Below are 18,428 nucleotides of genomic sequence, written 5' to 3'. Positions count from 1 at the left end.
AAATCTCCTTTACATCGGTGAACAGATTTACAGGCTCTAATCTTGGTCAGAGAGAACATAGATCATGAATCATATTTTTGATACAGATAAAGCTATCTATCCCTTCCCGGCGAAACCGGCTCCACTCTCGGAAGATGAGAAGACTTTCTATTGTGCAAAAATTAAAAAATTGTTAAAAAAGCAAAACGCAGTGCTCGTTGCCCACTATTATACCGATCCAGAAATACAAGCATTGGTAGAAGAAACTGGGGGTTGTGTTGCCGACTCTTTAGAGATGGCACGCTTTGGCAATTCTCACCCAGCCTCTACTCTACTGGTTGCCGGGGTGCGTTTTATGGGGGAAACCGCCAAAATCCTCAATCCAGAAAAACGTGTTTTTATGCCAACACTCAATGCTGAGTGCTCTCTGGATTTGGGTTGTCCTGCTGACGAATTTTCCGCTTTTTGTAATAGCCACCCTGATCGTACCGTCGTGGTTTATGCCAATACCTCCGCAGCAGTAAAAGCCAGAGCAGATTGGGTCGTTACTTCAAGTATAGCGCTAGAATTAATTGAATATTTAGATAGTCGTGGCGAAAAAATCATCTGGGCTCCTGATCGACATTTGGGACATTATGTACAGAAAAAAAGCAGAGCCGACATGTTGTGTTGGCAAGCTACTTGTATCGTGCATGACGAATTTAAAATCCAAGGGCTCATACAGATGAAAACACTCCATCCAGATGCAGCTATATTGGTTCATCCTGAATCACCTGAGGCAGTGATAGAAATGGCAGACGCGGTTGGATCAACCAGCCAACTGATTCAAGCGGCTAAAACCCTACCGCAAAAAAAATTGATCGTCGCCACTGATCGAGGTATTTTTTACAAAATGCAGCAGGCATGTCCAGATAAAGAATTATATGCAGCACCGACTGCCGGTGAAGGTGCCACATGTAAAGTATGTGCTCATTGCCCATGGATGGCGATGAATGGTTTTAAAGCCATTGCTGAAGGGTTAGAACAAGGGGGGTTAATGCATGAAATTTGTATAGATGATACATTACGTCAGCAGGCTCTAGTCCCTTTAAACCGTATGTTGGATTTTGCTAACCGGCTAAAATTACCAACCAGCGAGAATGCTTAAAGACTCTCCTATTTCTCTATACTGCGCTGTCAGACGATATTCACTACATAAATCAATATTATTAATTGGCTAAAGTACTAAGCCAATACCGTCATATCCATGCTGAGAATTTTGCATGCAACCTCAAAATGATATTGAGTTGATTGAACAATTTCTTGATGCCATATGGCTCGAGCGGAATTTAGCTGAAAACACATTAATATCTTATCGACTAGATTTACAGACGCTGGCGCATTGGTTACAACAGCATGGCAGCCATTTATTGTGTGCACAGGTGCTCGATCTACAACGCTTTTTTGCCGAACGAATTGATAGTCACTATAAAGCGACCAGCTCAGCACGCTTACTCAGTGCCATGAAACGTTTTTTTCAATATTTATATCGTGAAAAACTACGGATCAATGATCCCACTGCATTACTTTCTTCACCTAAATTACCACAACGTTTGCCTAAAGATTTAAGTGAAAAACAAGTTGAAGCATTGTTAAATGCCCCCAATGTAGATATTCCATTACAATTACGTGATAAAACCATGCTAGAAGTGCTCTATGCCACTGGTTTGCGTGTTTCTGAATTGGTTGGATTAATAATCAGTGATATCAGTCTACGTCAAGGGGTATTGCGCGTCATTGGCAAAGGCAACAAGGAACGATTAGTGCCCTTAGGAGAAGAAGCCTTATACTGGATTGAGCAATATATAGAGCACGGGCGTCCTTGGTTGGTTAATGGCCAAGCATTAGATGCTTTCTTTCCTAGTAATCGATGCCAAAAAATGACCCGTCAAACTTTCTGGTATCGTATTAAACATTATGCGATCCTTGCTAACATTGACAGTGAACGACTATCACCTCATGTTTTACGTCATGCATTTGCCACACATTTATTAAATCATGGAGCTGATTTACGTGTAGTACAAATGTTATTAGGACACAGTAATTTATCAACCACACAAATCTATACTCATGTAGCAACTGAAAGGCTTAAACAGCTACATCAACGACACCATCCTCGCGCATAATAAAGTTAGTTATAATTTAATAGAAATAATTAAAACATAGGACAAGACCATGAAAAAAGTTTTACCACTACTGCCGATTTTGATATTTTTATTCGTTAAATTTTCCTACGCTAATATCAATAATGAATCTATTGACGCCAGACTAAAAAACTTAGCAAATGAAATGATCATATACAAGGCACCAAAAGAGAAACATGTGGTTACCATATTTACTGATATTAGCTGTGGTTTTTGCCACAAATTGCACAATAAAATGAAAGAATATAATGATTTAGGAATTACTGTTCAGTATTTAGCATTTCCACGGAATTGGAAGGAAGAAGCAAAGGAAAGAGAAAAAAAGGGAGCAGCAAAGGTCATGGAATCGATTTGGTGTACTGCTGATCGGAAAAAATCTTTGGATAATGCCATGAAAGGTGAAACTATTTCTCCGGCGTCCTGCGAAATAGATCTAGCTAAACACTATAATTTAGGCATTGAACTCGGTGTACAAGGTACCCCTTCAATCCTACTGGAAAATGGTACGATACTGCCGGGTTATAGCGTACCAGAGGCATTAAATAGACGATTGAATCAAAATTAGTTTCCTATACCTTATAATAATTATAATTTAGTCAGTATTTACAGATTAAATTATAATTAATTTTTAATGACGTTTACCATCATCGCCAAGCCATTCAATTTCATCATCAATTTCACCATTAGGATCTTGATAATATGTACCCCATCCATCGTAATTAACATTACACTTATTAGCTATATTGACTAATTGCACTACCTGGATATCGATCAATTCAGCATCAAGGGTAGTTCCTTTAATAGCATCAAAACATAAGATAATCGAACCATCTTCAAGTTTTAGCTCCTCAGTATCAGTGACTTCATACCCCAACTGAAACGCACTCGCAGCGGCAATTTTCAGCACATCCGCATCATGAGCAGAAAAATGATGTTCAATCATATATAATGCACGCAAATCACTACCATCATTAATCAATTCCTCAATAATCTGCCGAGTATGTTCAGCCTGATTATCCCATTCTTCACTATTTCCCATGTCGTCATCTCTAGTAGCAAATCGAAGGTGTTAACTGTTGTAAGCTGAAGTGGGCGGTCAATTTCGGTCATACCTGTTTTCAAATGTTTCTCTAATCGCTGGCTAAAATGGTGGGAGCAACATAGCCTAATCCTTGAATGCCGGCTCTGTCGGTTATAAAAAATCTCAATGTACTCACATTTTACGAACGCCAACCACAAAAAATCCCCTGCTTATGCAGGGGATTTTTATTTGGCAGGGGCGGAGAGGCTCGAACTCCCAACACCCGGTTTTGGAGACCGGTGCTCTACCAATTGAACTACGCCCCTAGTTAGGGTGGCGGTGCGGACGGGGTTCGAACCCGCGACCCCCGGCGTGACAGGCCGGTATTCTAACCAGCTGAACTACCGCACCACCGATTTTTTGATTTTCGAGAAAAAGGCCTCTGGCATTGAACAAGAGGCTTGTGGTATTGGGTGCCTGGCGGTGACCGACTCTCACATGGGGAGACCCCACACTACCATAGGCGCAACGGTGTTTCACTGCTGAGTTCGGAATGGGCTCAGGTGGTGCCACCGCGCTATAGCCGCCAGGCAAATTCTGTATGCTGCGTACACAGCTAATCTGTTAACAAGCGCGTAAACCAAAACACTTTCGGTGTTGTGAAGTTAAGCCTATCGGGTCATTAGTACTGGTCAGCTCAATGTGTCACCACACTTACACACCCAGCCTATCAACGTCTTAGTCTTAAACGTCCCTCAAGGGAAGACTCATCTCGGGGCAAGTTTCCCGCTTAGATGCTTTCAGCGGTTATCTCTTCCGCATGTAGCTACCGGGCAATGCCATTGGCATGACAACCCAAACACCAGTGATGCGTCCACTCCGGTCCTCTCGTACTAGGAGCAGCCCCCCTCAATCTTCCTACGCCCACGGCAGATAGGGACCGAACTGTCTCACGACGTTCTAAACCCAGCTCGCGTACCACTTTAAATGGCGAACAGCCATACCCTTGGGACCTACTTCAGCCCCAGGATGTGATGAGCCGACATCGAGGTGCCAAACACCGCCGTCGATATGAACTCTTGGGCGGTATCAGCCTGTTATCCCCGGAGTACCTTTTATCCGTTGAGCGATGGCTCTTCCATTCAGAACCACCGGATCACTAAGACCTACTTTCGTACCTGCTCGAGCCGTCACTCTCGCAGTCAAGCTAGCTTATGCCTTTGCACTAACCTCACGATGTCCGACCGTGATTAGCTAACCTTCGTGCTCCTCCGTTACGCTTTAGGAGGAGACCGCCCCAGTCAAACTACCCACCAGACACTGTCCTCGCACCGGATTACGGCGCTGAGTTAGAAAACCAAAACTCACAGGGTGGTATTTCAACGGCGACTCCACAACAACTGGCGTCATCGCTTCAACGTCTCCCACCTATCCTACACAGTCAGTTTCAACTCCCAGTGTCAAGCTATAGTAAAGGTTCACGGGGTCTTTCCGTCTTGCCGCGGGTACACTGCATCTTCACAGCCATTTCAATTTCACTGAGTCTCGGGTGGAGACAGCCTGGCCATCATTACGCCATTCGTGCAGGTCGGAACTTACCCGACAAGGAATTTCGCTACCTTAGGACCGTTATAGTTACGGCCGCCGTTTACCGGGGCTTCGATCAAGAGCTTCGTATCTCTACTAACCCCATCAATTAACCTTCCGGCACCGGGCAGGCGTCACACCGTATACCTCCACTTACGTGTTTGCACAGTGCTGTGTTTTTAATAAACAGTTGCAGCCAGCTGGTCTCTGCGACTGACTTCAGCTACAGGGAGCAAGTCCCCTCACCTAATGCCAGCGTGCCTTCTCCCGAAGTTACGGCACCATTTTGCCTAGTTCCTTCACCCGAGTTCTCTCAAGCGCCTTAGTATGCTCTACCTGACCACCTGTGTCGGTTTCGGGTACGATTGACTGTAACCTAAGCTTAGAGGCTTTTCCTGGAAGCCGGGCATCAACTACTTCTGCACCTAAGTGCTTCGTCATCACGCCTCAGTGTCTATGAAAAAGCGGATTTGCCTACTCTTTCCACCTACACGCTTAAACCGGGATTACCGTCACCCGGATAGTCTAGCCTTCTCCGTCCCCCCTTCGCAGTCACAACCAGTACGGGAATATTAACCCGTTTCCCATCGACTACGCTTTTCAGCCTCGCCTTAGGGGTCGACTCACCCTGCCTCGATTAACGTGGGACAGGAACCCTTGGTCTTTCGGCGAGCGGGTCTTTCACCCGCTTTATCGTTACTTATGTCAGCATTCGCACTTCTGATACCTCCAGCTCGCCTCTCAGCTCACCTTCTACGGCTTACAGAACGCTCCCCTACCCAATAACGTCGTCTCCAACGCTACTGCCGCAGCTTCGGTGGAGGGTTTAGCCCCGTTACATCTTCCGCGCAGGCCGACTCGACCAGTGAGCTATTACGCTTTCTTTCAATGATGGCTGCTTCTAAGCCAACATCCTGGCTGTTTTCGCCTTCCCACTTCGTTTCCCACTTAACCCTCACTTCGGGATCTTAGCTGGCGGTCTGGGTTGTTTCCCTTTCCACGACGGACGTTAGCACCCGCCGTGTGTCTCCCGTGGTCACATTCTTCGGTATTCGCAGTTTGCATCGGGGTGGTAAGCCGGGATGGCCCCCTAGCCGAAACAGTGCTCTACCCCCAAAGATTAACCCACGAGGCGCTACCTAAATAGCTTTCGGGGAGAACCAGCTATCTCCCGGTTTGATTGGCCTTTCACCCCCAGCCACACGTCATCCGCTACTTTTTCAACAGGAGTCGGTTCGGCCCTCCAGTTAGTATTACCCAACCTTCAGCCTGCACATGGCTAGATCACCGGGTTTCGGGTCTATACCCTGCAACTATTCGCCCAGTTAAGACTCGGTTTCCCTACGGCTCCCCTATTCGGTTAACCTCGCTACAGAATATAAGTCGCTGACCCATTATACAAAAGGTACGCAGTCACCCTTACCACACTCGCGTATGATTCAGGCTCCCACTGCTTGTACGTACAGGGTTTCAGGGTCTATTTCACTCCCCTCCCGGGGTTCTTTTCGCCTTTCCCTCACGGTACTGGTTCACTATCGGTCAGTCAGGAGTATTTAGCCTTGGAGGATGGTCCCCCCTTCTTCAAACAGGATTTCTCGTGTCCCGTCCTACTCTTCGAGCTCACACTATTGCTACCTTCGAGTACGGGGCTATCACCCTCTTTCGCAGGCCTTTCCAGACCCTTCCTCTGATAACAACAATGATGCACACTCTGGGCTGCTTCCCTTTCGCTCGCCGCTACTCAGGAAATCTCGGTTGATTTCTTTTCCTCGGGGTACTTAGATGTTTCACTTCTCCCGGTTCGCCTCGTTAAACTAGTTTATTCATCTAACGATAGTGCAACTGCTTGCACTGGGTTTCCCCATTCGGGTATCAACGGCTAATAACGCTTCCTATCAGCTCACCGTCGCTTTTCGCAGATTTGCACGCCCTTCTTCGCCTCTGACTGCCTAGGCATCCGCCCTGTACGCTTCTATCACTTAACTTCACAACCCGAAAGTGTCTTACTAATAAACACTTCTCGCTGTTCATTACTCGCTTGTTCCAGATTGTTAAAGAGCATATTCAATACGCATAGACCCTTGTCTTTGCAAATTGGCGTCCCCTAGGGGGTTCGAACCCCTGTTACCGCCGTGAAAGGGCGGTGTCCTAGGCCTCTAGACGAAGGGGACATGGCTACATCGTCCCTATGAAGAACGCTCTCTCCATAAAAACCACTAGCTACTTTCATCAGACAATCTGTGTGAGCACTCAGCGTAGCCGCCATCTTTGGTAAGGAGGTGATCCAACCGCAGGTTCCCCTACGGTTACCTTGTTACGACTTCACCCCAGTCATGAACCACAAAGTGGTAAGCGCCCTCCCGAAGGTTAAGCTACCTACTTCTTTTGCCGCCCACTCCCATGGTGTGACGGGCGGTGTGTACAAGGCCCGGGAACGTATTCACCGTAGCATTCTGATCCACGATTACTAGCGATTCCGACTTCATGGAGTCGAGTTGCAGACTCCAATCCGGACTACGACGCACTTTATGAGGTTCGCTTACGTTCGCACGCTCGCCGCTCTTTGTATGCGCCATTGTAGCACGTGTGTAGCCCTACTCGTAAGGGCCATGATGACTTGACGTCATCCCCACCTTCCTCCGGTTTATCACCGGCAGTCTCCTTTGAGTTCCCACCATCACGTGCTGGCAACAAAGGACAAGGGTTGCGCTCGTTGCGGGACTTAACCCAACATTTCACAACACGAGCTGACGACAGCCATGCAGCACCTGTCTCACGGCTCCCGAAGGCACTTAAGCATCTCTGCTAAATTCCGTGGATGTCAAGAGTAGGTAAGGTTCTTCGCGTTGCATCGAATTAAACCACATGCTCCACCGCTTGTGCGGGCCCCCGTCAATTCATTTGAGTTTTAACCTTGCGGCCGTACTCCCCAGGCGGTCGATTTATCGCGTTAGCTTCGGACGCCATAACACTAGGTCACAACCTCCAAATCGACATCGTTTACAGCGTGGACTACCAGGGTATCTAATCCTGTTTGCTACCCACGCTTTCGCACCTCAGCGTCAGTCCTTGTCCAGGGGGCCGCCTTCGCCACCGGTATTCCTCCAGATCTCTACGCATTTCACCGCTACACCTGGAATTCTACCCCCCTCTACAAAACTCTAGCCAGCCAGTCTCAAATGCCGTTCCCAAGTTAAGCTCGGGGATTTCACATCTGACTTAACTTACCGCCTACATGCCCTTTACGCCCAGTTATTCCGATTAACGCTCGCACCCTCCGTATTACCGCGGCTGCTGGCACGGAGTTAGCCGGTGCTTCTTTTGCGGGTAACGTCAATCGATAAGCATATTACTCTTACCTCCTTCCTCCCCGCTGAAAGTGCTTTACAACCCTAAGGCCTTCTTCACACACGCGGCATGGCTGCATCAGGCTTCCGCCCATTGTGCAATATTCCCCACTGCTGCCTCCCGTAGGAGTCTGGACCGTTTCTCAGTTCCAGTGTGGCTGGTCATCCTCTCAGACCAGCTAGAGATCGTCGCCTAGGTACGCCATTACCGCACCTACTAGCTAATCTCATCTGGGTTCATCTTATGGCGTGAGGCCCTAAAGTCCCCCACTTTGGTCTTGCGACATCATGCGGTATTAGCCACCGTTTCCAATGGTTATCCCCCTCCATAAGCCAGATCCCCAGACTTTACTCACCCGTCCGCCGCTCGCCGGCAGAGTAGCAAGCTACTCCCCGCTGCCGCTCGACTTGCATGTGTTAGGCCTGCCGCCAGCGTTCAATCTGAGCCATGATCAAACTCTTCAATTTATTACTTTTTTAACAACTTCATAAACCCTGCTTTCTATTATGTTTCCATAAAAAAACAAAATCCAATCCGCTGTTTGTTTTTATACTGCTTCTACTGCCCCAATATTACAGCGCAGCACAACAGCGCACTCGCCAGTGCCCACACAGATTGTCTGATAAATTGTTAAAGAGCTTCTCGTCTAGCCTTACAACGAGAGGGCGCATTCTACCCTTTCTTCTCTCAGAGTCAAGGCCTTCTTTTACCAAGCTCCCCTTCTTCTGTGGGGTCGCATTATAGCCCCTTTATTAACACCTGCAACCTTTAATTTAAGAAAAAAAATTAGATGCTCTTTATTTCATCAATCAAACCTCATTCGCCTGCTTTTTAGGCGATAAATGTAAAAAATCTTGAGCAAAATGATTCACTTGTTGCCAATCTGTGTATTCCACCTCCTTATCGGTCTGTGTCTCACCTCCAGTGATACGCATAATAAATTGTATTATAACGCGATCAAACCAACTGTACTGTGGATAACGTAATGCTCCAGCAAATACGGCACATAATTTTGGCTGCCAAGGGGTGCGAGACAAAAATTTAGACACATACGTATTTGTTTGCGGTGAACGTTTCTCCAATTTGCGCGCTGTCAAGTTAACAGCAAAAAATGCGCCAGGCAGCTGATAGAGCTGCGCTATGTGGCGCTTGATAAATGTGTTCAGTACAGGGCTAAAGTGCCCATAATGAACCGACGCACCAATCATAATTTTTTGATATTGCGCTAAATCGATTTCAATCGACGAAGATAACGCTTGCACCTCACAAATAGCCATCTTCGATAGTTGATTAGTAATATAAGCGGCAATTTTTTGTGTTTGTCCGTCTCGGCTAGCGTAGAGTATTAAGACTTTCATGCTGATGAGCCTTTATTGAAGGATTATTCACGCCAAAATGTCGGCGTAAATAAAACCAGTAGAGTAAATATTTCCAAACGACCGAATAACATGGTGATCACTAAAATCCACTTTGCAGTATCGTTCATAGAAATAAAATTATCCGCTACAACGCCTAGTCCCGGCCCTAAATTGTTTAGACTTGCAGTAACAGCGGAAAACGCCGAAAACTCATCCACTCCCGTTGCAATAATAGCTAATACACTAATGATAAAGACTAATGCATAAGCTGAGAAAAAACCCCAGACTGCTTCGAGGATCCTTTCTGGTAGCGCACGACGCCCCAATTTTATGGTGTAAACCGCGTTTGGATGAACTAACCGTTTTAATTCTCTCGATCCCTGTAAGTATAGTAGGATGATACGAATGACTTTCAAACCACCACCGGTTGAACCCGCACAACCACCAATAAAAGCAGAAGAGAGCAATAGCATTGGCAAAAATGATGGCCATTTAGCGAAAGTATCAGTCGTGAAACCTGCCGTAGTGGCCATCGACACTACTTGAAAAAAAGCATGATTCAATGTATCTGAGTGGGATGGATATACATTGTACTGCCACAGCACTGCGGTACAAATAGTCACCAATATCAGTTGTATGAAAATAAAAACCCGAAACTCTAAATCACGCCAATAAGCCTTTAAATTTAAGCCACTCAACGCCGCAAAATGTAGACTAAAATTACAAGCGGAAATCAGTAAGAATATTGCAATGATGGTATTGATAGCAGGACTAGAAAAATAACCAATGCTTGCATCATGGGTAGAAAAACCACCAATGGCAATAGTTGAAAAACTATGGGATATGGCGTCAAATACTGACATCCCTGCGCACCAGAGGGCAAATGCACAGAGGATGGTCAACAATAGGTAAATTAACCAAAGTGTTTTAGCCGTTTCTGCAATCCTTGGACGCATTTTGTTATCTTTCAACGGACCCGGCATTTCTGCTCGATATAATTGCATGCCTCCCACGCCAAGAATTGGCAAAATAGCGACGGCTAATACAATGATTCCCATTCCGCCTAACCATTGCAGCATTTGTCGATAAAATAAAATGGCTTTAGGTAAAGAGTCTAAACCTGCCAACGTTGTCGCCCCGGTCGTGGTCAGTGCGGAAAAAGATTCGAAAAAGGCATCACTGACCGAAAGATTAGGCCGCTCAGAAAATATAAAAGGCAAGGCTCCAACGCTTCCTAATACCGTCCAAAAAAGAATCACAATCAAAAAACCCTCACGAGATTTCAGCTCGTGCTTCTGTGTTTTGTTCGGCAGCCAAAGCAATAGCCCAATAATTAAGACCACGAAAAAAGTTTCGCCAAAGGCACGTCCCGCCCCATCGTGATAGATCAATGCCACCAAACCAGGAATAAACATAGTTACCGAGAATAAGATAACCAAAAATCCAACAATACGGGCTATAGCACGAAAATGCATACTGACACATTCCTCAATGATTCAAAGGGATAACTACAGATATCCCCTCATTTACGTCAGCGCAAGCACCATGCAGCGAATTCAAGAAAAGGAGCTTGAAGATGACCATCCATTCTATCTCTATTTTCGTTTGGATAAAGAGAATAGTAATAATTTTCCAGTTTTAAACAAGAAATACGGACATCAATTAAGATCACCTTCTGCTGCGCTGCTATTAGCGGTAGTGTAGTATGTTAATAGACCAGTAGCCGACTTCTCTATACTTTATTTCATTGAAATAAATGCCACAAAATTGTGCGTTGCTGATATTGTCAATATTTCTTTCTATAAAACTAATGGCTTTTTTATTCCCTTCTGCAAAAAGTAATCGGCGGGAATACCCCCTAAGAATCTATTCGAAATCTTCTTTAACAAAGCTCAAACGAGGAAAATAATGGGCAAAATCCATCGATTAGATGCCAAACCTACGATATCAAATACGCCTCCAGTGATGGAAAAGCTACGTTGGCGGTCGTTTTCAGCTTCGTGATATTCAATTTTTTCTTCGTTTTATATCAAAAACCCTCATTTTATATCAAAAATAAAATCACTATGTTAACGATATGTTGATAGCTTCTTAACATTGATGCTACAAATATTGTAACTGTCCGCTTAATAGATGATCGTTGCAATCACATCTGTGTTATTCATCATTATTAGGGCGGGTTTGTAAAAAAGAAGCCACCTATTTAGGAGAAGAATAATGCCTAATAACATAGAAGCAGTTCTACCTACAACGAATCCGATTTCTCTAGCAAACAATACACGCGGTGCTCCAACAAGCGTAGGCTTGTCACTTATTGGCGTGTGCAATGTCAGCAGTAAAATGTATAACCTTTTATGTGGCGCTGCTGTAATAGGGGGCACTTCTCTTATAATGGGATCTTCATGGCTGATAGCAGCTTATGGGACAAATGATTTATACAAAAATCAGTCAGGTTCAGAAAGGGTATTTAATGAGGAGACGCTGCAAGTAATCAAAAAAATGACGATAGGTGTCGCTGCTTTTATGTCGGCGCAGGTATCTTTATATTTTCATCACCGAGCTGAAGATATGCAAAAATTCCCTGAACGCATGCGTGCACTGCCCGTAGAAGTACAGAGAGAATTCCAAGACATAATCAATCGCGGAGATAAAGAAGGGCTAGAGGCGAAACTCCAGCAATATAAGATGTGGAGACCTTTCTTTGAGTTAAGTAGAGCCTGATTAATTTAATCCATTTTTATGTTTAAAGGAGGGCAGGCGCCACTTTAGGCCGCGCCTGTACAGGAATGCGCAATATAGCCAAATCAGTTTAATTTGATTTAAGTGTTGTCGTCGCTTGCCGTACTATTTGGTCTGCGCTCCTCCGCCTTGAATCAAATTAAACTGCTTCGGCTACATCAATTATTTATAGGCTGACTGGTGAATCCCTACTGTCCGCCCTGAGGGATCATCCTTATTTTTGAAGGATTCGTCCCATTCAATGGCTGTGGCCGAAGAACAAGCCACCGAAGGCCCTCCAGGAACACATTCTGCGGCGCTCTCTAAGGGAAACAATTCGGCAAAAATAGTGCGATACCAATAACCTTCTTTAGAGCTCGGCGGATTATAAGGAAAACGAACAGCGGATTGCGCTAAATCTTGATCGCTGATTTGTTTCTCAGCTATTTCTTTTAATGAGTCGATCCAACTGTAGCCAACGCCGTCAGAAAATTGCTCTTTTTGCCGCCAGGCTACGCTCGCGGGTAAATACGAAGAAAAGCTTTCACGTAAAACCTGTTTCTCTATTTTTCCATTAACACACATTTTGTCTTGTGGATTAATGCGCATCGCCACCTCTAAAAAATTTTTATCTAAAAAGGGAACGCGGGCTTCAACACCCCAGGCAGACATGGCTTTATTGGCACGGGCACAATCATACTGATGTAAAGCTTGTAATTTTCGTACCGTTTCTTCATGCAATGCCTTTGCATTAGGGGCTTTATGGAAATAAAGATAACCGCCAAAGATTTCATCGGCTCCTTCGCCCGAGAGTACCATTTTGATCCCCATCGCTTTAATTTTACGTGCCATCAGATACATCGGCGTTGACGCACGAATGGTGGTGACATCGTAGGTTTCAATGTGATAAATCACATCTCGGATCGCGTCAATACCTTCTTGCTCGGTGAAATGAATTTCGTGGTGTACCGTACCAAGATGATCAGCCACTTCTTTTGCCGCACGAAGATCAGGAGCCTCCTTTAAACCGACAGCGAAGGAATGAAGCTGTGGCCACCAGGCTTCTTTGCTTTCCGCCTCTTCGATCCGCCGCGCGGAAAATTTTTTGCTAATGGCGGAGATAATCGAAGAATCCAATCCCCCTGACAGCAGCACGCCATAGGGTACATCAGACATCAGATGACTTTTTACTGCCGCCTCTAAGCTATTACGCAGCTTATCTTTATCGGTAACATTATCTTTGACCTTGTCGTAATCAAACCAATCGCGATCATAATATTTGCAAGTTTTACCGTCCTGGCTCCACAGATAATGGCCGGCTGGAAATTCTTCAATTTTAATACTGTTAGAAATCGGCACCAATGCTTTCATTTCTGACGCAACAAATTTATTGCCTGATGCATCCTCTCCTCTATACAGCGGGATAATTCCCAAATGATCACGCCCAATCAAATAGGCATCCTTTTCACTGTCATAGAGTACAAAAGCAAACATACCTTGCAGATCATCTAAAAAATTTACCCCTTTTTGCTGATATAACGCCAAAATGACTTCACAATCTGAAGCGGTTTGAAAATCGTAATGAGCAGCATATTGAGCACGCAAAGCTTGATGATTATAAATTTCGCCATTAACCGCCAAAACATGGGTGCGCTTCCGGTTATAGAGAGGTTGAGCACCGGTATTAACGCCGACAATAGATAAACGCTCATGAACCAATATCGCTTTATCGCTGGCATAAACCCCCGACCAATCAGGACCACGGTGGCGCATTAGACGCGACATCGCTAAGGCGGTTTTACGCAATTCGACCGGATCAGTCTTTATATCCAGCACGCCAAAAATAGAACACATAACAATCTCCCTAATGTTTTGAGTAGTAATAATAGCGGATTATAAACCACTATTAGCCAACACCCACTATGATGGCTATCTTTAAAAGAAAGGAAATATACGATGACAGTAAACGAAATGTAAAAAATAGAGGGATCACATGCAAAAGATAACGGCTATTTTACTATTTTCAACGATGTTATCTGTGCCCACCCCTGTTTTAGCTTCTGCTGCTGAGAGCCTTGAGGCGTGTAAAATTCAGTGGAGACATAAATATATGAGTATTGGGTCGGTATTATCCTGCCTTCAAGAACAGCAGGCGGAGGCACAAAAAACACCTCCCTTTTCCTCTCAAGAAAAAATGGATGAAGCGTATCGAATGAGAAAGCTGACGCTTTTTTTGTAATAACCCGTGGCATAAATTGCACCTCATATTTTACGCTACCAAGATCCCTGTTGCCTAAAAACCCTTGAAACATGAGCTGCAGAAAATAACGCATCTGGAACAGAAAGTAACTAAGGCAGCGTTGAGGAGGTGATTAGATTATTTTTACTTCAGCACTAAACCCTGCTTTTGCCTATTCTTTCCAGGTGATGCCACAGTGTTGGTAAGCATGCTGGGTGGCTATTCTGCCGCGCGGAGTGCGCTGAATAAAGCCTTGCTGAATGAGATAAGGCTCTAACACATCTTCAATAGTTTCACGCTCTTCACCAATAGCAGCGGCGATATTATCTAAACCCACTGGCCCACCGTTAAATTTATCGATAATGGCCAGCAGTAATTTTCGATCCATATAATCAAAGCCTTCTCCATCGATATTTAACATCTCTAGGGCTTTTATCGCTATCGGACCATCAATGACACCTTGCGCTTTCACTTCAGCAAAATCGCGCACACGGCGTAATAAACGATTGGTGATACGCGGCGTTCCTCTCGAGCAGCGTGCTAAATGATGCGCCCCTTCTAGGGTTAAGGTTAACCCTAAACAACGGGCACTTCGGGCTACAATCTGTTCTAAATCAGCGATTTGATAAAATTCTAACCGTTGGACAATGCCAAATCGATCACGTAACGGCGAAGTAAGCGAACCGGCACGTGTGGTAGCCCCTATCAGCGTAAAGGGCGGTAAATCAAGTTTAATCGACCGCGCAGCAGGCCCTTCGCCAATCATAATATCCAGCTGATAATCTTCCATCGCAGGGTAGAGAATTTCTTCAATTATCGGTGATAAGCGATGAATTTCGTCGATAAACAAAACATCGTGAGGTTCAAGGTTGGTTAATAACGCGGCCAAATCACCGGCTTTCTCTAATACTGGCCCTGAGGTAGTGCGCAGATTAACACCCATTTCATTGGCAATGATATTGGCTAAAGTGGTTTTTCCAAGCCCAGGCGGGCCAAATATCAGCAGATGATCCAACGCCTCACCGCGCTGCTTAGCCGCCTGGATAAAAATTTCCATTTGTTCTCGCACAGGCAATTGCCCGATATATTCAACCAATAACTTGGGTCGAATGGCGCGATCAATGACCACTTCATCATTGATGATCTGTGCTGAAACGAGGCGATCGGCTTCAATCATTTTTTACCTTTATTTTTGCGCTATAGCCAATGAATTTCGAGTTACGGCAAGGCGGCCAGGGTGTGAGGCCGATGAGCGTGAACCTACTACCTGATGAGGACGAATGTCCACAGCCAACAACGCGGCGGCTTCAAAGGCGAAGGGTATATTACAAAGCGGCACGCAAAGCCTCCCGAATCAAAGTTTCGCAATCCATCCCAGCGCTGGCAATTTTATTAATCAGTCGACTGGCTTCTTGTGGTTTATAACCTAGCGCGATCAGTGCTGAGACAGCTTCAGCTTCATTGTTAACCGTGGTTGACAACGAAGCAGATAATGGTACCGCAGCGCTATTAGTGAAGAGATCGCCATTTAAACCTTTAATGCGATCTTTCATCTCAACCACTAAACGTTCAGCCGTCTTTTTACCTACTCCTGGCAATTTTATTAATGTGCTGATCTTTTCTTGTTCAACAGCATCAACAAATTGCGGCGCTGACATCCCCGATAAAATAGCCAACGCCAATTTAGGACCAACACCATTGACTTTAATTAATTCACGAAACAGCGCCCGCTCTTGTTTATCGTTAAATCCGTATAATAGTTGCGCCTCTTCACGCACCACAAATTGCGTAAAAATAATCGCTTCTTGTCCTACCTCCGGCAACTGATAGAAACAGCTGATGGGTAACTGAATTTCATAACCTACCCCATGGGTTTCTAACAAAACCTGAGGGGGCTGCTTTTCTAAAATAATACCGCGCAGACGCCCTATCACTTTAGTTCCTCTTTTTAAAGTCGTAATTTACGTGGCCGCGTCCTGTTTTTCTGCAGGTAGCAATGAGTTTTTGCTGCAAGTGACAATGCGTAATAGCGATAGCTAATGCATCTGCTGCATCCGAGGGTGGTGCGGCCGAGAGATTTAATAAACAACGAACCATATGCTGTACTTGTTTTTTTTCTGCCGCCCCACTCCCCACGACGGTTTGTTTGACCAGCCTGGCTGCGTATTCAAACACCGTTAAGTGCTGATTGACCGCGGCAACTATCGCCACACCACGGGCTTGACCGAGTTTCAAGGCAGAATCAGCATTTTTTGCCATAAATACTTGTTCGATAGCAAAAAAATCAGGCTGAAATTGGGTAATAATCTCGCTGACACCCGCGTAAATCAATTTTAAGCGCGTAGGTAAAGACCCTCCTCCTGTACGAATGCAACCGCTAGCCAGATAACTTAATTGCCGCCCTTTCAGTGCAATCACTCCATAGCCGGTAATACGAGATCCCGGATCAATACCTATGATTATCATAGCTGTCCAAAAATAAAATAAATCATTTAAAACAAGTAGAGGTATTATTTTAGATCAAATAATAGGCAACAAAAGACAACAAAACACAACTTTTCAGTCATTATTTATCAATACCTTGCCTCTTTATTTTGACCTGTTATTTTTGTCATTGTACATTAATATTATCGTTGTTTTCCTAATAAAATTCTTTTTTCATTAGGCAACAGAGATAAGATTTACTCTCTAAAAACCAGCCATAACTCGAAATTCATTGGGTATATCCAGCTTGCTTTTCTTGCATCCCATCATTTGATATCTTCTCAAAGGCAGCGGTTTTACTGCATATCGAATAACTGGCCAGTATAGCGGTAACGACGATAAAAAAATTTCCTTCGGAAGAATCAAGCAAAAATGAATTAAATAAATTACAAACCATATAACTACTTAATAGCGCTATAAATAGGTTTTTTATTACCGGAGATTGTTGCCAGGCAGCGCGGAAAATACTTAACATCCAGGCCAAAAAAAGCACCAGTCCTATCAAGCCTAATTGAACGGTTTGCAATAGATATTCATTATGTGGATTACTCACTTTATAGCCCGCTTCAGGAATGGCATAGAAAAAACCACCAGCACCATGGCCAAATAAGGGAGCCTGTTTAATTAATTGCCAAGATTTCAGTACAAATGCTTTACGTAGTCCCATTGAGCTACTGCAAGACAGTTGCCACTCTTCAGCAACGGCTATTGAGCACTCTTCCATTTCTTGTATACCCAGCTGTAGGCGATCATGGCTACGATTGGGCACCATAATAAAAATGCAAGCTAAAAAAGCAGCACAAGCAGCGACCATTAACTGCTGCCTGAAAGGCAGTGAAAGTTTTGTCCATACAGCAATAGCAGCAATGAGTGCAACATAACCGGTTCTACCCAGCAGCATAAACAATACATTATAAAGGGTTATCGCAACTAAAAACGCATAAGCCCAACGCTTTATACCCTGATAAAAAAAGAGGTTTTGCAACCAAAAAAGAGCAGCCAGCGCCATAAAAAAATTTTGGGTGATGTGCAGTTTAAAAACTGTCGGATTGAGGGGATTGTGAGAGCCAAAAGGAAGATGAAAGACAGCTATCAATAAACTCATCACCAGTATGACCGCATTCGCTAGCAAAAAACCTTTAATAAAATAATCAATTAACCGACGAGAGAGTAAGAAAAAAAGGGCTAATGGCAAAACATATAATAATTTCCTATATTTAGCGACCATCTCAAGCCCGTGCACGTTTTGCTGCCACAGCAAAGAAAGCGATAGCAGAGAGAATATAACCATAGGTAGCCAAACGAGCGGATTTTGCATCAATACTTTTACCGCGTTACCATTCCATCTCAATAATACACAGAGTAAAACCAGTACCAGTGAAAGGTGGATTAAAAAAGTAGAACTGGGTAACGCGATACCTAACAAAAATGCCGTTACACTGGGCAACATTTCTTTACATTGGTGAATGACAGAGCCTTCACGCACGGAACAACAAACAGAGGCAGTCATG

At 44.5% G+C, this 18,428-nt stretch carries 13 protein-coding genes, 3 tRNA genes and 3 rRNA genes; 5 read left to right on the top strand and 14 right to left on the bottom strand.

Annotated features, from left to right (window positions below):
- Positions 1-64 precede the first annotated feature (64 nt).
- The 3 genes from nadA to dsbC all read left to right on the top strand — a co-directional run bounded on the left by nadA (position 65) and on the right by dsbC (position 2,727).
- Positions 65-1,126 (top strand): quinolinate synthase NadA, encoded by a 1,062-nt coding sequence (gene nadA / locus AACL30_RS15565; RefSeq protein ID WP_339057268.1) that lies wholly within the window; start codon positions 65-67, stop codon positions 1,124-1,126.
- Positions 1,127-1,241: 115 nt separating this feature from the next.
- Entirely contained in the window at positions 1,242-2,144 is a 903-nt protein-coding gene (xerD, locus tag AACL30_RS15560) for a site-specific tyrosine recombinase XerD (RefSeq protein WP_339057267.1), read from the top strand.
- A gap of 49 nt (positions 2,145-2,193) precedes the next feature.
- The gene (gene dsbC / locus AACL30_RS15555) at positions 2,194-2,727 is read left to right on the top strand and encodes a bifunctional protein-disulfide isomerase/oxidoreductase DsbC (protein ID WP_339057266.1); all 534 of its coding nucleotides are present in this window, start codon (positions 2,194-2,196) and stop codon (positions 2,725-2,727) included.
- Between the two features lie 63 nt (positions 2,728-2,790).
- Here dsbC and rraB read toward each other — a convergent pair whose 3' ends face one another.
- From rraB to trkH, 9 genes are all read right to left on the bottom strand, one after another.
- Positions 2,791-3,201: a ribonuclease E inhibitor RraB gene (rraB, locus tag AACL30_RS15550; RefSeq protein ID WP_339057265.1), complete on the bottom strand. Its 411-nt coding sequence runs from the start codon at positions 3,199-3,201 to the stop codon at positions 2,791-2,793.
- A gap of 232 nt (positions 3,202-3,433) precedes the next feature.
- Positions 3,434-3,509, bottom strand: a tRNA-Trp gene (locus tag AACL30_RS15545).
- Positions 3,510-3,517: 8 nt separating this feature from the next.
- Positions 3,518-3,594: transfer RNA gene (locus tag AACL30_RS15540), tRNA-Asp, on the bottom strand.
- A 64-nt stretch (positions 3,595-3,658) separates the two neighbouring features.
- Positions 3,659-3,774: ribosomal RNA gene (rrf, locus tag AACL30_RS15535) — 5S ribosomal RNA — on the bottom strand.
- A 70-nt stretch (positions 3,775-3,844) separates the two neighbouring features.
- Positions 3,845-6,755: ribosomal RNA gene (locus AACL30_RS15530) — 23S ribosomal RNA — on the bottom strand.
- A 110-nt stretch (positions 6,756-6,865) separates the two neighbouring features.
- A tRNA-Glu gene (locus tag AACL30_RS15525) sits at positions 6,866-6,941 on the bottom strand.
- A 101-nt stretch (positions 6,942-7,042) separates the two neighbouring features.
- Positions 7,043-8,585, bottom strand: a 16S ribosomal RNA gene (locus AACL30_RS15520).
- The 16S, 23S and 5S rRNA genes sit together here with 3 tRNA genes alongside, the layout of an rRNA operon.
- A 342-nt stretch (positions 8,586-8,927) precedes the next feature.
- A complete protein-coding gene (gene hemG, locus AACL30_RS15515) occupies positions 8,928-9,476 on the bottom strand; it encodes a menaquinone-dependent protoporphyrinogen IX dehydrogenase (RefSeq protein ID WP_339057264.1) in 549 nt (182 codons plus the stop codon).
- 23 nt (positions 9,477-9,499) lie between these two features.
- Complete coding sequence (gene trkH / locus AACL30_RS15510; RefSeq protein WP_339057263.1) at positions 9,500-10,951, bottom strand: Trk system potassium transporter TrkH; 1,452 nt, start codon at positions 10,949-10,951, stop codon at positions 9,500-9,502.
- Positions 10,952-11,693: 742 nt separating this feature from the next.
- On the opposite strand from trkH, the gene AACL30_RS15505 reads away from it, so the two are divergent.
- Positions 11,694-12,197 (top strand): hypothetical protein, encoded by a 504-nt coding sequence (locus AACL30_RS15505; RefSeq protein WP_339057262.1) that lies wholly within the window; start codon positions 11,694-11,696, stop codon positions 12,195-12,197.
- 180 nt (positions 12,198-12,377) lie between these two features.
- On the opposite strand, the gene asnB is transcribed toward AACL30_RS15505, so the two are convergent.
- Entirely contained in the window at positions 12,378-14,048 is a 1,671-nt protein-coding gene (gene asnB / locus AACL30_RS15500) for an asparagine synthase B (RefSeq protein ID WP_339057261.1), read from the bottom strand.
- 139 nt (positions 14,049-14,187) lie between these two features.
- Between asnB and AACL30_RS15495 the strand changes: the two genes are divergently transcribed.
- Positions 14,188-14,433: a hypothetical protein gene (locus AACL30_RS15495; RefSeq protein WP_339057260.1), complete on the top strand. Its 246-nt coding sequence runs from the start codon at positions 14,188-14,190 to the stop codon at positions 14,431-14,433.
- Between the two features lie 172 nt (positions 14,434-14,605).
- On the opposite strand, the gene ruvB is transcribed toward AACL30_RS15495, so the two are convergent.
- From ruvB to AACL30_RS15475, 4 genes are all read right to left on the bottom strand, one after another.
- Positions 14,606-15,610, bottom strand: coding sequence for a Holliday junction branch migration DNA helicase RuvB (gene ruvB, locus AACL30_RS15490; protein WP_339057259.1), 1,005 nt, complete (start codon positions 15,608-15,610; stop codon positions 14,606-14,608).
- Positions 15,611-15,758: 148 nt separating this feature from the next.
- Complete coding sequence (gene ruvA / locus AACL30_RS15485; protein WP_339057258.1) at positions 15,759-16,367, bottom strand: Holliday junction branch migration protein RuvA; 609 nt, start codon at positions 16,365-16,367, stop codon at positions 15,759-15,761.
- A gap of 1 nt (position 16,368) precedes the next feature.
- The gene (ruvC, locus tag AACL30_RS15480; protein ID WP_339057257.1) at positions 16,369-16,899 is read right to left on the bottom strand and encodes a crossover junction endodeoxyribonuclease RuvC; all 531 of its coding nucleotides are present in this window, start codon (positions 16,897-16,899) and stop codon (positions 16,369-16,371) included.
- A 247-nt stretch (positions 16,900-17,146) separates the two neighbouring features.
- Positions 17,147-18,427: an O-antigen ligase family protein gene (locus AACL30_RS15475; RefSeq protein ID WP_339057256.1), complete on the bottom strand. Its 1,281-nt coding sequence runs from the start codon at positions 18,425-18,427 to the stop codon at positions 17,147-17,149.
- Position 18,428: the final 1 nt, after the last annotated feature.

The organism is Candidatus Regiella endosymbiont of Tuberolachnus salignus (genome assembly GCF_964020115.1).
Lineage (GTDB): Bacteria > Pseudomonadota > Gammaproteobacteria > Enterobacterales > Enterobacteriaceae > Regiella > Regiella insecticola.
Note: the sequence above shows the minus strand (reverse complement) of the source record. Positions and strands in the feature narration are given on the sequence as shown.